The organism is Actinoalloteichus sp. GBA129-24 (assembly GCF_001941645.1).
Taxonomy (GTDB): domain Bacteria; phylum Actinomycetota; class Actinomycetes; order Mycobacteriales; family Pseudonocardiaceae; genus Actinoalloteichus_A; species Actinoalloteichus_A fjordicus.
In genome coordinates, this window is the sequence record NZ_CP016077.1 from 3,066,964 (window position 1) to 3,082,056 (window position 15,093).

The 15,093-nt window shown below is 73.8% G+C and carries 10 protein-coding genes; 9 read left to right on the forward strand and 1 reads right to left on the reverse strand.

The window, feature by feature from the left end; genetic code table 11:
• Positions 1-204 precede the first annotated feature (204 nt).
• Positions 205-1,209 (reverse strand): phosphotransferase family protein, encoded by a 1,005-nt coding sequence (locus UA75_RS13660; protein WP_075743786.1) that lies wholly within the window; start codon positions 1,207-1,209, stop codon positions 205-207.
• An 843-nt stretch (positions 1,210-2,052) separates the two neighbouring features.
• Here UA75_RS13660 and UA75_RS13665 point away from each other — a divergent pair.
• The 9 genes from UA75_RS13665 to UA75_RS13705 all read left to right on the forward strand — a co-directional run bounded on the left by UA75_RS13665 (position 2,053) and on the right by UA75_RS13705 (position 15,049).
• Complete coding sequence (locus tag UA75_RS13665; protein ID WP_198044275.1) at positions 2,053-2,877, forward strand: ABC transporter ATP-binding protein; 825 nt, start codon at positions 2,053-2,055, stop codon at positions 2,875-2,877.
• A complete protein-coding gene (locus UA75_RS13670) occupies positions 2,874-3,812 on the forward strand; it encodes an ABC transporter ATP-binding protein (RefSeq protein WP_083691007.1) in 939 nt (312 codons plus the stop codon). The genes UA75_RS13665 and UA75_RS13670 overlap by 4 nt, the downstream gene beginning before the upstream one ends.
• On the forward strand, positions 3,809-4,696 hold the full coding sequence (locus tag UA75_RS13675) for a branched-chain amino acid ABC transporter permease (protein ID WP_075740563.1): 888 nt from the start codon (positions 3,809-3,811) through the stop codon (positions 4,694-4,696). Before UA75_RS13670 ends, UA75_RS13675 begins: the two co-directional genes overlap by 4 nt.
• Positions 4,689-5,951, forward strand: a complete 1,263-nt coding sequence (locus UA75_RS13680; RefSeq protein ID WP_083690691.1) for a branched-chain amino acid ABC transporter permease — start codon at positions 4,689-4,691, stop codon at positions 5,949-5,951. Before UA75_RS13675 ends, UA75_RS13680 begins: the two co-directional genes overlap by 8 nt.
• Positions 5,948-7,204 (forward strand): ABC transporter substrate-binding protein, encoded by a 1,257-nt coding sequence (locus UA75_RS13685; RefSeq protein ID WP_075740564.1) that lies wholly within the window; start codon positions 5,948-5,950, stop codon positions 7,202-7,204. Before UA75_RS13680 ends, UA75_RS13685 begins: the two co-directional genes overlap by 4 nt.
• A 61-nt stretch (positions 7,205-7,265) precedes the next feature.
• The gene (locus UA75_RS13690) at positions 7,266-8,435 is read left to right on the forward strand and encodes an acyl-CoA dehydrogenase family protein (RefSeq protein WP_075740565.1); all 1,170 of its coding nucleotides are present in this window, start codon (positions 7,266-7,268) and stop codon (positions 8,433-8,435) included.
• A gap of 34 nt (positions 8,436-8,469) precedes the next feature.
• The gene (locus UA75_RS13695; protein ID WP_075740566.1) at positions 8,470-10,113 is read left to right on the forward strand and encodes a long-chain-fatty-acid--CoA ligase; all 1,644 of its coding nucleotides are present in this window, start codon (positions 8,470-8,472) and stop codon (positions 10,111-10,113) included.
• A gap of 143 nt (positions 10,114-10,256) precedes the next feature.
• Positions 10,257-11,246: an NADPH:quinone oxidoreductase family protein gene (locus tag UA75_RS13700; protein ID WP_075740567.1), complete on the forward strand. Its 990-nt coding sequence runs from the start codon at positions 10,257-10,259 to the stop codon at positions 11,244-11,246.
• Between the two features lie 713 nt (positions 11,247-11,959).
• The gene (locus tag UA75_RS13705) at positions 11,960-15,049 is read left to right on the forward strand and encodes a helix-turn-helix transcriptional regulator (protein ID WP_198044256.1); all 3,090 of its coding nucleotides are present in this window, start codon (positions 11,960-11,962) and stop codon (positions 15,047-15,049) included.
• Positions 15,050-15,093 lie beyond the last annotated feature (44 nt).

Genomic DNA, 15,093 nt, shown 5'->3' on the forward strand with positions numbered 1-15,093 from the left:
TCGGCGCCGATCGCCTCCGGTGCGACCCGGTGCACCCGCCCAGTCGGCTGCGGTCGACGCTGTGCGCCGTCCCTGCGGTCCGCTCGCCCCGTCCCCGGTCCGAAGCCGCCGTCGATCGGGCTCCGAGCCCGCCCGCCCAGGCCCGGCCGACCGGGCAGGCCGCGCGACGGGGAGTGCACGGCCGCACCCGGTTGAGAGCCGGTGTCAGACCTGGTCGTGCAACGCGGCGCGTCCCGCCAGTGCCAGCGGCTCGACCAGCTCGCCGATGCCGTCGAAACCGCTGCCCGCCGTCTGACCGAGCTGATGTCGATAGTGGATTCCCTCCATGATCACCGCGAGCTTGAAGAACCCGAGCCCCACGTACCAGGCGAGACCCTCGACGTCGCGACCCGACGCCGCGGCATAGCCCTCGACGAGGTCGGACTCGGTGGGGAAGCCGGGGACGGTGGCGGCGTTGACCGGTGCGTTGCCGTCCAGCGGCGCCCGCCTGCCGTAGACCAGCAGCATCCCGAGGTCGGCGAGCGGATCGCCCAGCGTGGCCATCTCCCAGTCGAGGATCGCCCGCATCCGCTTGTCCGGGCCGAAGATCGTGTTGTCCACCCGGTAGTCGCCGTGCACGACGGTGGACGCCTGCGAACGCGGCAGCTCGCGGCCCAGCTCGGCGTGCAGGGCGTCGAGCGTGCCGGTGGGACGGCTGCGGGAGGATTCGAGCTGCGTGCGCCAGCGCCGGAGCTGGCGATCCAGGAATCCCGCAGGCCTGCCGAAGTCGCCGAGGCCGACCTGCTCCTGATCGACCGAGTGCAGCGCCACCAGCCGATCCACCAGTTCGCGGCCGATCAGCGCCGCCCCGTCCGCACCGAGGGCCCGCAGCTCGGGCACGTCCAGCGCGCCGAGGCCGTCGACGAACTCCATGACGAAGAAGGGCGCCCCGACGACGGCCTCGTCCCGGCACAGCAGCAGCGCGTCGGGCACCGGAACCGGCGTGGCGCGCAGCGCGCTGATCACTCGGAACTCCCGACCCATGTCGTGCGCGGTGGGCAGCACGTGCCCGAGCGGCGGCCTGCGGACCGCCCACCGGCCGCCCGCCTGGTCCGACACCTCGTAGGTGAGGTTGGACCGGCCGCCCGGCAGCAGTCGCGCCGTCAGCTCGCCCATGACACCGCCCGGCAGTTCTCGGCCGAGGTGCTCGCGCAGCCGCGCCAGGTGCAGGCCGGGCGGATCGGCCGGGTCTGTTCGCGCGGGGTGCTCGGCGGCCTCGGGATGTGCGGCCCGGCCGGCGGCGGCCTCGTCTCGCTCGTTCTCGTTCACCGTGTCGATGATGGTCCCTCCCCGGTCGATGGGACACCGCGTCCGTCCACGCTCGACGCTGGGCCGTCGGCCCCACGGCGTCCATGACGATCTTCCGCCCTCCGAACACTCCCCGGCCGCTTCGATCACCCGGCTCGCGCGGCGCTCTCTCGCGCGCCGGCCTCCCGCGCCTGCCGCCGGTCCTGCACCGCAGGCCCAGACGGGGCCGGGACGGCCGCCGACCAGCCGCCGGAAACCGGGCACCAGAACCAGGACCAGGACACCGCACGACGGCCCGTCGCCCGGTCTCGCGCAGGCGACGTCGAGCGTCGAGTGTCCCCGGCCGTCCGAGGCCGCCCACGTGATCCTGTGCGCTCTCACACGGCGGTCGGCTGCTTCCTGGGCGGCTGCCCCGATCTCCTCGGCCGGCCTGGAACGCCTGCGCACCCCGTGTTGTCGTGGTCACACCTTCCGCCCGACGCCGGGCGAGTCGGGGCCGCCCGCCCCGCGTGTCCGGCGCGGCGGAGCTGACAGCGGCCTGGCGAACAGGGGTCGTGGACCCGGACCCCGTGCGACCAGGGCCGGTGGACACCAAGCCCCTGACCAGCGGCCATCGGAGGTGAATGAGTGCTCACCGAAACGCTCGACGGCCCGACCCCGGCGACCTGCCGCCGTCGGCCAGGCCAGATCACCCGGGCACACCCGACGCGAGGGAGCGACATGAGCGCGACCGCCGAATCGGCGTCGAGCGGCGACGACTCGGCGCTGCTGCGCCTGCGCGATCTCGACGTCACCTACGGACGGGCCGTCCGGGCGGTCCGCGCGGTGAGCATCGAGGTGCCGCACGGCGCGGTCGTCGCCGTGCTCGGCGCCAACGGGGCGGGAAAGACGTCGCTGCTGCGGGCCGTCTCCGGCACGCTGCCGCTGCACGGCGGCACGGTGGACGGCGGGTGCATCACCGTCGAGGAGACGGCGTTGACCGGCCGCGACCCGGCGGCCGCCGTGCGAGCGGGCGTCGTGCAGGTCCCGGAGGGACGGCGGGTCTTCGCCGGACTCACCGTCGCGGAGAACCTCCGCGCGGGCACGCTCGGCCTGCGCGGTTCCGGCCGAGCGGCCCGGATCTCGACCGCCCTCGACCGGGTGTTCGCCCTGTTCCCGGTGCTGGCCGATCGACGAGGGCAGCGCGCAGGGCTGCTCTCCGGCGGCGAGCAGCAGATGCTCGCCATCGGTCGCGCACTGATGGCCGAGCCGAGGCTGCTGCTGCTCGACGAGCCGTCGCTGGGTCTGGCCCCGCGCATGGTCTCGTTGATCGCCGAGGTGATCACCGAGATCAACCGGCAGGGCGTCGGAGTGCTGCTCGTCGAGCAGAATGCCGCGACCGCCCTGCGACTGGCCCGCCACGCCTACGTGCTGGACGTCGGGCGGGTGCGCCTGGCGGGCCCCGCCGCGCGACTGGCCGCGACCGACGAGGTGCGCAGGCTCTATCTCGGCGAGGCGCCCGAGTCGTCCGAGGCCGCCGAGGCGGGGGACGAACCAGCGTCGCCAGCGCCAGACCGGCCGGTCCGCACCCTCCGGCGGTGGCGGCGATGAACCAGGACACGGCCGCCCCGGGGCAGACCCCGGCGTCGACCGATGCCGGGGCGGAGCGACTCGTGGCCCGCGCCGTGACGGTGCGCTTCGCGGGCCTGCTCGCCCTGGACGGCGTCGACCTCACGGTGGAGCCCGGCAGCGTGCACGCGCTGATCGGACCGAACGGCGCCGGGAAGTCCACGTTCTTCAACGTCCTGTCCGGGGTGTGCCTGCCGGACTCGGGGACGGTCCGCTTCGGCGAGAAGGAGCTGACCGGCCGCCCGCCGCACCGCATCGCCGCCCTCGGCGTCGCCCGCACCTTCCAGAACATCGTGCTGACCAGAGGCACGGTCGCCGAGAACCTCATGCTCGGCAGGCATGTCCTGACCAGGGCAGGGTTCACCGCCACCGCGCTGGGGCTGCCCGGTGTGGCCCGCGAACAGCGGATTCATCGGGAGCGGGCCAGGGAGATCGCCGACTTCGTCGACCTCGGCAGGCTGTTCCACACGCCGGTCGACCTGTTGTCCTACGGAGACCGCAAACGGGTCGAGCTGGCCAGGGCGCTGTGCATGGAGCCGAGGCTGCTGCTGCTCGACGAGCCCGTGGCGGGGATGAACACCGCGGAACGGCAGCGCATGGCCGCCACCATCGCCGAGGTGCGCGCGGCGCTGGGCCTGTCCGTTCTGGTCGTCGAGCACGACATGGGCTTGATCATGCGGATCGCCGATGAGGTCACGGTGCTCGACTTCGGCCGTCGGATCGCCTGCGGCACTCCTCGACGCGTCCAGCGCGATCCCGAGGTGATCCGGGCCTACCTCGGCGCAGGCACCGACGCCCGCCCGGCGGCATCGGCACCGACGCCTGCCGCGCCGAGCAGGCAGGCCGAGTCCCACCCGCCCGAGCCGACGCCGGACCGGGCGCGGCCGCCCGGCACCGAGGCCGGTGAGGACCGATGACCACCCTGGCAGAGGTGCTGCTCACCGGGCTGTCGCTCGGCTCGGTGTATGCGCTGATCGCGGTCGGCTTCGTGGTGATCTTCCGGGCCTCGGGGGTGATGAACTTCGCCCACGGCTCGCTGCTGCTGTTCGGCGGCTACCTGACCGCCGTGCTGCACGAGCCGCTCGGCTTCCTCGGCGCGCTGGCCACGGCGGTCCTCGCCTCGGCCGCGCTGGCCGGGCTGATCGAACTGGTCTGCATGCGACGTCGCCCCACCGAGACCCACGTGCTGGCGATCGTCACCATCGGCGTCGACATCCTGCTGCTGACCGAACTGGCCCGCCGCATCGGGCCGGATGTGCTCGACCTCGGCGACCCGTGGGGCGCGGGAGTGTTCTCGGCGGGCGGGATCACCCTCGCACAGTCCAGAGTGGCCTCCGTCGTGGTCGCCGCCGCCCTGGTGTCCCTGCTGTTCGCGGCCTTCCGCTGGTCGCGCTGGGGACTGGCCATGCGCGCCGCCGCCGCCGATCGCGAGGCCGCGTCGCTGATGGGCCTGCGCCTGGGGCGGGTCCGCCTGCTCGCCTGGTGCGTGGCGGGCGCACTGGCCGCCGTGGCCGCCGTGTTCCTCGCCGCCTTCCCGACGCCCGGACTGGACCGCGCCACCGGGGAGATCGCGCTGCGGGCGTTCCCGGCCGCCGTGCTCGGCGGCATGGACTCCGTCACCGGCGCCCTGATCGGCAGCGTCCTGATCGGCGTCACCCAGGCCGCCGTCGCCGGATACCAACGCAGTCTCGGCGCGTTCGGCGAAGGACTCGGCGACGTCGCCCCCTACCTGGTGATGATCATCGTGCTGCTGGTGCGGCCGCGTGGACTGCTCGGCACGAGGGAGACCGTCCGTGTCTGATCGACGCGATCCGCAGCAGGCTGTCCCCGGCGAGACCGGTCCGGCCCCCTCGCCGACCCCGCAGGCCTCGCCGCGCGACCCACGGCCGGCCCGGCTCCGCCCGGCAGGCCCGCTGGGTGCCGCGATCGGCGTCCTCGTGCTGGCCGCCCTGCCGTTCCTGCTGCCGTCGTCCTGGCTCCAGACCGGCCTGTTCGCGATGGCGGCGGCGATCGGCGCGATCGGACTGACCCTGTTGTCCGGCACGGCCGGGCAGCTCTCCCTGGGGCACTCCTTCTTCCTGGCGGTGGGCGCCTACGGCTACGTCTGGGCCTCGGCGGAGCCGGGACCCGACGCGGCGGGCCTCGGCCTGCCGCCGCCGGCGGCCATGGTGGTGGCGGTGCTGCTCGCGGGCCTGGCGGGCGGGCTGTTCAGCCCGATCTCCGGCCGACTGCGCGGGATGTACCTGGGGGTGGCGACGCTGGCCCTGGTCTTCATCGGCCACCACGTGATGCTTCGGCTGGACTCGGTCACCGGCGGCTACAACGGACGATCGGTGCCCCCGATGGAGATCGGGGGCTTCGGCTTCACCGCCGACGACCCCGCCGGACTGCTCGTCCTCGGCACGCCCTTCGGCGCCGTGGAACGCCTCTGGTACCTCGGGCTGGTACTGGTGATCCTCGCCTGGCTCGTCGCCCGCAACCTGCTGCGCGGCAGACCGGGCCGGGCGATGGGAGCGGTGCGGGACAGCGAGATCGCGGCGTCCGTCCTCGGCGTCCCCGTCGCGGCCCACCGCTCCGCCGCCTTCGTGGTGTCCTCGATGTACGCGGGCCTGGCGGGCGTGCTGATCGCGCTGGCCTTCCGCCGGATCGTGCCCGACTACTTCGGACTCGCGCTGGCCGTGGACTACCTCGCGATGATCGTCATCGGCGGACTCGGCTCGGTGGGCGGTGCCGTGCTGGGCGCGGTGTTCGTCACGATGCTGCCGCAGCTGCTCACCCAGTACGCGGAGGCACTGCCGCTCGTGGTGCCGCCCGGCGTCGTCGCACCGGGCGTGACGCCTGCCGAACTGTCCCGCTACCTCTACGGCGCCGCGATCGTCCTCGTCCTGCTCTTCGCCAGGGACGGACTGATCGGACTGTTCCGCAGGCTGCGCCCGTCCCACCGCCCGGCCGCTCCCGCCGACGTCGCCGCCGACCGCCCGCCGCCTCCCGCCGCCCCGGACCGGCCTCAGCACTCGACCGCTCCCACCGCCACCCCGAAGGAGCCCACGCCGTGAGACCTCCCGCACCACGCAGGACGACCGCACTGTTGGCAGGCCTCGGCCTGCTGCTCGCCGGGTGCACCACCGCAGGCGACGACGCCGGTCCGGGGGAGTCCGGCCTGCTCACCGGGCCCGGCATCACCGAGACCACCATCTCGCTCGGGGCGCTCACCGACCTCACCGGGCCGTACGCGGCGCTGAGCACCAGCATCATCAACGCCCAGCAGCTGGCCGTCGACGAGATCAACGCCGACGGCGGGATCTGCGGTCGCTCACTCCAGATGGTCGTCCGCGACCACGGCTACGACGTGCAGCAGGCCCTCGGCGCCTACACCGAGATCGCCCCGTCCGTCGCCGCGATGCCCCAGCTCCTCGGCTCGCCGATGCTGGCAGCCCTGCTGGACGACCTCGCCGCCGACCAGATGCTCACCTTCCCGCAGAGCTGGGACTCCACGCTGCTGGGGCGCCCGGAGATCCAGGTGCCCGGCAACACCTACGACGTCGACATGATCAACGCGGTCGACTACCTGCTGCGGAGCTCGCTGGTCGCCGAGGGCGACGCGATCGGGCACGTCTTCTTCGAGAACGAGTACGGCGAGAACGCGCTGAGCGGCTCGACCTTCGCCGCCGAACGCGAGGGACTGACGATCGTCGAGCAGCGGGTCATGCCCACCGATCAGGACATGAGCGCCCAGGTCACCGCGCTGCGCGAGGCCGGGGTGACCGCCGTGCTGTTCAGCGCCGGTCCCGCACAGACCGCCTCCTTCGTCGGCGTGGCCGCAGCGAGCGGCTGGGAGGTTCCGGTGATCGGCTCCACCCCCGCCTACGCCTCCCAGCTTCTGGAGACGGCGGCGGCGCCCGCGCTGGAGGGACTGTTCGTCATGGTCAGCGGCGCACCTGCGGCCTCCAGCGACATCCCCGGCGTCCGCGAGCTGGTCGAGTCCTACCAGTCGGCCTATCCGGGCGAGTCCATCGACGGCGGCGTCCTCTCCGGGTACGGCGTGATGGAGTTCCTCGCCGAGGCCCTGCGCATCGCCTGCGACCAGGGCGATCTCAGCCGGGCGGGCATCATCGCCGCCCACCGGACCCAGGGACTCGTCGAAGGCGACCTGGGCATGGCCATGGACTTCTCCGACCCGAACCGCCCGCCGTCCTTCGACTCCTACCTGCTGCGGCCCGAGGTCGGCGCCGACGGCGGGCTGGTCGAGATCGAGTCGGCGAGCCGGGCGCCCGCCGTCGACGACTACACCTTCCCGACGTCCGGCTGAACATGGGGAGGCCGGACGTGCCTCCCGCCGCGACGACCATCCGTCACGAACCGGAGTATCGATGGACTTCTCGCTCACCGACGAACAGCAGGCGATCCGCGACACGGTCCGCGTGTTCATGGCCAAGGAGGTCATGCCGCTCGAACAGGAGGCACTGCGCCGCGAACGCCGTGGCCTGCCGGGGCTGGAACGCGCCGAGCTGCGAGCGCTTCAGCTCAAGGCCAAGGAGTTCGGCTTCTGGGGCCTGTCGACGCCGGAACGCCACGGCGGCATGGACCTGCCCGCCGTCACCCAGTCGCTGATCTGGACCGAGACCGGTCGCTCCCACGTGCCGTTCCGCTTCGGCGGCGACGCCGACAACATCCTCTATCACGGAACCGAACAGCAGCAGGCCGAATACCTGCTGCCCACGATCGCGGGCGATCGGCTCTCCTGCTTCGCGATCACCGAACCCAGCGCGGGCTCGGATGCGGCCAACATCAGGATGACCGCCCGCCGGGACGGCGACGACTGGATACTGCGCGGCGAGAAGGTCTTCATCACCGGCGGGAACGAGGCCGACTTCGCCATCGTCGTGGCCGTCACCGACCCCGACCTGGGCGCCAGGGGCGGCTCCACCGCCTTCCTCGTCGACCGCGAGATGGGCTGGCGATCGGAGTACATCGACACGATGGGCGAGGGCGGCCCCGCCGCGCTGGTCTTCGACGACGTCCGGGTGCCCGGCCGCAACGTCCTCGGCGAGATCGGCCAGGGCTTCACGCTGGGCATGCAGTGGATCGGCAAGGGCCGCTACGCCATTCCCTCCCAGGGGATCGGCATCGCCGAGCGGGCGCTGGGCATGGCGGTGGAGTACGCCAACACCAGGGAGACGTTCGGCCGGACCATCGGTTCCAACCAGGCCGTCCAGTGGATGATCGCCGACTCCGAGGTGGAGCTGGAGGCGGCCAGGGCGCTCGTGCTGCGGGCCGCGTGGACCGTCGATCAGGGCATCGACCCCCGGCACGCCTCGGCCCAGGCCAAGCTGTTCGGCGCGGCCATGGTCAACCGGGTCGTCGACCGGGTGATGCAGATCCACGGCGGCATCGGCTACACCCGTGAGCTGCCCATCGAGAAGTGGTACCGGCAGGTCCGGCTGTTCCGCATCTTCGAGGGCACCGACGAGATGCTGCGGCTGATCATCTCCCGCGACCTGTTGCGCGGACACACCAAGATCGGCGGCCACCTCGGCTGAGGTGACCTCTTCGTCGACGACTTCTGGAGGGTCCATGTCTCTGTCGCTGGCCTGCATCCTGGCCGAGGCCGCCCGCACCCATCCCGATCGGGTGGCCGTGATCGACGACGCCGTCCGTCTCACCTACGCCGAGTTGTGGGCCGAGGTCCGTTCGCTGGCCGCCGGGCTGCGGGAACTCGGCGTCCGGCCGGGCGACCGGGTCGCGTTGATGGCGGCCAACTCGGCCGACTTCCCTCGCGCCTACTTCGCCGTGCTCACCGCCGGGGCCGTCGTCGTCCCGGTCCACCTGCTGCTCGCCCCGCAGGAGATCGCACATGTGCTGCGGGACAGCGGTTCGACACTGCTGCTCAGCGATCGGGCGCTCGCCCCGGCCGCCGTGCGCGGCGGCGCGGCCCTCGACCTGCCGGTGGTCACCGTCGGGGCCCCCGAGGGCGACGGGCCGCCGAGGCTGGAGGACGTCGCGGGGCGGGTGAGCCCACTGGCGACGCTGTGCACCCGGTCGGCCGAGGACCCGGCGGTGATCCTCTACACCAGCGGGACCACCGGGACGCCCAAGGGTGCCGTACTCAGCCAGCTCAACCTGGTCATGAACGCCACCGTCAACGCCTACGACGCCAACGACACCCGGCAGGTGGACGTCGTCATGGGCTGTCTGCCGCTCTTCCACGCCTTCGGGCAGACGGTCGCGATGAACACCGCGTTCCGGGTCGGCGCCACGCTCGTGCTGATGCGGCGCTTCGAGCCCGTCGCCGCGCTCGAACTGATGGTGGAACACCACGTCACGATCTTCCACGGCGTGCCGACGATGTACGTCGCCTTGCTGGCGGCGGCCCGCACGCTGCCCCGCGCGGCGCTGCCGTCGCTGCGCCTGAGCGTCTCCGGCGGGGCCTCGCTGCCCTCGGCGGTGCTGGAGCAGTTCGAGCAGCGGTTCGAGACCACCGTCTACGAGGGCTACGGCCTGTCCGAGACCTCGCCGACCGCCACCACCAATCAGCCGAGGATGGGCACCCGGCCGGGCACCGTGGGCCATCCGATCTGGGGCGTGGAGGTGGAGATCGCCCGGCATGACGTGCTCGGGAGCATCGAACTGCTGCCGACGGGCGAGCTGGGGGAGATCGTGATCCGGGGGCACAACGTGTTCCTCGGCTATCACAACCGTCCCGAGGCGACGGCCGAGGCCGTCGTGGACGGCTGGTTCCGCAGCGGGGACCTGGGAACCAAGGACGCCGACGGCTTCATCACGGTGGTCGACCGGACCAAGGACGTCATCATCCGGGGCGGGTTCAACGTCTATCCCAGCGAGGTCGAGGACGCCCTCATGCGTCATCCGGGGATCAGGCAGGTGGCGGTGATCGGTCTGCCGCACCCTCGGCACGGGGAGGAGGTGTGCGCCGTCGTGGTGGCCGCCGATCCCGCCGCGCCGCCGACCGCCGCGCAGCTCGTGGAGTGGGCGACCGACCGCATCGGCAGACACAAGTACCCCCGGCTGGTCGAGCTGGTCTCCGAGCTGCCGCTCGGCCCCAGCGGCAAGGTGCTCAAGCGGGAGCTGCGCCGCCGGTACGCCGCCGCAGCCGAAACCGGGGCGGGGGAGTCGGACTCGTCGGAGCCGGGAGCGCCGGCGGCGGGGGAGGCTGCGGCCGTCGCGTCGGGCGAGCAGAGCAGGCCCCACGGCGGCTGATCGGCTGCTCTCGTTCCCAGGCCGATCGGCATCGCCGTCGGCGCCTGCGGGTCGGGCAGGCCGGACGCCGACCGCCCGCACAGCGTTGCAGAACTCGGCGGGCCCCTGCGCGGGGCGCCCGCCCTCGTCACCGAGGAGGACTCGTGCGGGTCTGGCAGGTCCACGAACACGGCGAACCGGGTGCGGTGCTCGTCGAGGAGGACGTCGACGTCCCGGCACCCGGCCCAGGGCAGATCCGGGTGCGGGTGCTCGCCGCCGCCGTCAACTTCGCCGACGTCCTGCTCTGCCGGGGTCGGTACCAGGTGCGGCCGCCGCTGCCCTTCACCCCCGGCGTCGAGTTGTGCGGCGAGGTCGTCGCGATCGGGCCGGAGGCCTACGGGCACAGGGTGGGGGACCGGGTGATCGGCCTGTCGGTGCTGCCGCGCGGTGCCTTCGGCGAGTACACCGTGATGGCCGCCGAGGCCGCCCTGCCCGCTCCGGCGGCGCTCAGCGACGCGGAGGCCTCCGCGCTGTGCATCGGTTATCAGACCGGCTGGTTCGGTCTGCATCGGCGGGCGGCGCTGCGGGCGGGCGAGGTCCTGCTCGTCCATGCCGCCGCGGGCGGGGTCGGCAGCGCCGCCGTCCAGCTCGGCGCGGCGGCGGGCGCCACCGTCATCGGGGTCGTCGGCAGTGCCGCCAAGGCCGAGGTGGCGCGGGAGTCGGGGGCCGACATCGTCGTGGTGCGGGGCGAGGCGGACTTCGTCGACGTGGTGAAGGAGGCCACCGACGGCCGGGGCGCCGACGTGGTCTACGACCCCGTCGGCGGTGACTCCTACCAGCGCTCCACCAAGTGCATCGCCTTCGAGGGACGCATCGTCGTGGTGGGCTTCGCGGGCGGGGTGATCCCGCAGCCCGGCCTCAATCACGCGCTGGTGAAGAACTACTCGATCCTGGGCCTGCACTGGGGGCTGTACGCCCGCCGCGACCCGAACGCGGTGGCGGCGGCACATCTAGAGTTGAGTCGGATGGCGGGCGAGGGGACGGTGCGTCCGCTGGTCGCCGAGCGGGTCGGCCTGGCCGCCGTCCCCGACGCGCTCCAGCGGCTGGCCGACGGCCGCACGGTCGGCAGGCTCGTCGTCGAGCCGGGCCGCTGAGGGGGCGAGCGCCGGGCGGAGCTGCCCGGCGGCGGTCCGGAGAAAGGGTTCCCTGCCGCCGGAGGAAGCCATGCCACGGCGACTCGGCGGCGGCCCACGTCTGCCTCCGTCCGTGTCGCGGCCCGGCAGGCGTGGCGGCAACGGGTCCGTCCACTATGGGCACGAGCCACTCGCGGGGACACCGGAGCTGAGCCTCGTCATGGGCAGTACGCGACCGACGGGGGGCGGCCTCGACGGTGGGCGCAGGCCGCGCCGACGGCGAACGGATTGCTCGTCGAGTCGCTGCGCCTGTTCCGCGCGGTCGAACGCGGCGGTGGGGCCGCCCCACGCCGCCCATCGCGTCGCCGCTGCGCACCGGCGAAGACGAGCCGTCGACCCCGCCGCCCGCGTTGCGTGAGCGACGCCGGAACCACGGCGACGAGCCCGGCCGAGGTGGCTCAGCATGGCGAACTCCCGCAGCGAGGGCCGATCCGCCGGTCGCCGCAGCCCAGCGGCTCCGGTCTGTCACGGTGCCCAGGAGCGCGGGCACTCCGATGTGAGCGGTCACAGCGTGGCGCTTGCGCCTGCTGGAGCGGACCCGATGACGACGGAGCCCTGACCAGTGCCTTTCACCGGCCGTCACGGTTCAGGACGAGGGCGGGCCGGGGAACCGGCCGTGCCGTCGCCTCTTCCCCGGCACGTAACCCGTGCGTAACTTGATCAGGGTGATCGGAGTGCCTGACAGGGCGGTCGGTATCCGAGTACACGGCCGGGCCGCCGAACGAACGGCGATCGACGAGCTGCGCAGGCAGGCGCGTGACGGGCGCGGCGGTGCGCTGCTCATCCTGGGTTCTCCGGGACTGGGCCGGACCACCCTGCTGGAGCACGGCGCCCGGTGCATCCCGGCTGCCACGGTGCTGCGCACCTGTGCGGTGGCCGCCGAGTCGAGTCTGCGACACAGCGGGCTGCACGCGCTGCTGCGTCCGGTCGCCGACCGGCTGCACGCCGTCGGTGACTCCCGGACCCGGCCGCTGCTGGCCGCCATGGACCTCGTCGACCAGGACGTCGACCCCGTGGATCACGAGGCGAGTGCCGTCGTTCCGGTCGTGGCCGCCGTCGACGCTCCCGCCCGGCGACCCCGCTCGGCGCGCTCTGCACCGTCGCCGGGACTCATGGCGCAGTCGGTCCCTACTCCCCGCGAGTCGCCCGAGACGGACGCGGGCCGCGTCGGCCGAGCACTGCTGCACGCGTTGGCAGGCCTGGCGGCCGAGGGCGGCCTGCTGTGCTGCGTCGACGACGCCGACCAGTTGGACCCGGCCTCCCGCGCGGCCCTCTCCTTCGCCGTCCGCCGACTGACGCCCGCCCACGGGGTGACCGTGCTGCTGACGGCGCGCCAGGACGCCCGGCGATGGCCGCCGGAGATCCCGGTGCGCAGGCTCCGGCCGCTCACCGAGTCCGACGCCGCCGCGATGCTGGACGACCTCGTGGCAGGCCCGCTGCGACCGACGGTTCGTGAGCTGCTGCTGCACAGCGGCCGGGGCGTCCCCCGGCTCCTCACCGAACTGGTCGCCGGGCTCGCACCCGGCCAGCTCGCAGGCCTCGTCCCGCTGCCCCGGCACCTGCTGCCAGCGGCGTCGCTGTCGTGGCTGGTCAGGACCCGGCTGGACGGGCTGCCCAGTGACACCCGGCTGCTGCTTCTACTCGCCGCAGTGGAATTGGAGATCGAGGGCGTCGTGGACGTCGGTGTCCTGCTGCGCGCGGCCGAGCGGGCCGGACTGCACCCGAGTTGCCTGGAACCCGCCGAGGCCGCGGGCCTGGTGCGGGTGGACGGACCCGGTCTCGGCTTCGCGGACCGACTCCTGCCCGAGGCCGTGTACCGGGGCGAGTCGCAGGCCAGACGTCGGTCGGCGCACGGGCTGCTGGCCGCCGTGGCGGACGATCCGGAGCGGTCGCTGCGCGCGCTGCGGCATCGCGCGGCCTGCGCCGTCGGCCCCGATGCCGCTCTGGCGGACGCGATCGAGGCGGCGGTCGACCGCGTCGGGTCCGACGGCGACGCCTGCACGGCTGCCGCGTCCGCCTGCTCGGACGCGTTGTCCAGGGCTGCGGAGCTGACCGGGGACCGGGATCGTCGCGGCGCCCGGCTGATCCGCGCCGCCGAGCACGCCTGGGCGGCGGGCCGGACCGACCAGGTCAGGTCGCTGCTCGCTCGATCCGGAGCCTCGACGAGGTCGGCGACGCTGCGGGGCCGGACCGAGTACCTCCGGGGGATCGTCGAACTGCGGGACGGCATCGTCGAGGACGCGCGGGAGGCCCTGCTCCTGGCGGCGGCTCTGCTGAGCGAGTCTGCGCCCGGTCTGGCGGCCGAGGCGCTCGCGAAGACGGCGGAGGCCTGTTGGACGGCGGGTGATCGTCGCGGCCTGGCGACGGTGACGGGCGCCGTCGCGGCGTTGCGCGCCGATGCCCCGACACCGCCTCGGCGGGTGGACGACGCCGCCGGTCTGCTCCCCGTCTTGCGCGGTGATCACCGTGCCGCGACCGCCACCGTGCGCGAACTGCGCCGCCGGGCGGCGGGCGAGGCCGCGCCGGAGGTCCTGCTCGACATCGCGACCAGCGCCGCGATCCTCGGCGCATCGGCCCTGGCCAGGCAGGCGGGCAGCCGGGCGGTGGCGCGGGCCAGAGCGGGCGGTCGGACGGCGATCGTCCCTCGGGCCTTGGAACTGCTCGTCTACGCGGAGCTGCGCCTCGGTGAACATGCCAGGGCGGCCGAGCACGCCGTGGCGGGGCTGGCCGCCGCCCGGACAGCGGGGCAGGGCAACTGCGCACTGCATCTGCGGGCCGCGTTGGCGATGTCCGCCGCCGTCGCGGGGGACGCCGTCGCCTGCCGAGAGCACGCGGCCGCCGTCATCGCGACGGGCCGAGCCCGAGGACTCTCGTTGGCCGTGAGTCTGGCCGAATGGAGTCTCGCGCGGCTCGATCTGTCGCTGTCCCGCCCGAAGGAGGCGGCGGATCGACTGTTTCCGCTGGTACAGGGCAGATCCGGGCACAGTCATTTCGCGGTGCGGTTCCTGGCCGTGCCGTGTCTGGTGGAGGCCTCGGTCCTTGCCCGGGATCCTCGGCCCGTCGGCGGGCTGCTGCGGCGCTTCGAGCAGCGGGTCCGCGCGGTCGGGGACACGGTGGCCCTCGCGCAGGCGTTGCGCTGTCGGGCGCTGCTCGACGCGGACCCGGCCGAGGCGGACGCCCTGTTCGGCGCGGCACTGCGGCTGCACGAGGCCGTGGGAACGGAGTTCGAGTGCGCCAGGACCCGACGCCTGCACGGCGAGTTCCTCCGCAGGCGGCGACGCCCACGGGAGGCCAGGGAGCAGCTGCGCGGCGCGCTGCGGCATTTCGAGAGCTGTGGGGCCCGGATCTGGGCCGACCGGGTCCGGGACGAGCTGCGCGCGACGGGCGCGGCGACGGGCGGCCGAGGCGGACTGCTGGGCAGGCTCACCCCGCAGCAGCTCCGCATCTCCCGCCAGGTCGCGGCGGGCGCGACCAATCGCGAGGTCGCCTCGACGCTGTGCCTGAGCCCGCGCACCATCGACCACCACCTGCGCAACGTGTTCGCCGCGCTCGGGGTGCGGTCTCGCGTCGAGCTGGTGCACGTCCTGGCGGCGGAGACGGGCGACGACGTGGTCGAGGTGCCTGCCCGCCAGGAGCCGCCCGGCGCGGCGGGGGTGCGGCGCCGCCGACCTCCGGGTGGGACGACCCCGCAGGAGACCACCCCGCATGCGCCGCGAGGACCCGCCGTGTCCGGGTCGGGGCGACCAGGGGCGGGCCTGCGGTGAGGCGGGTCGCCGCCTCGACAGGGTCGGGCGCCCCCGAGCGGCCG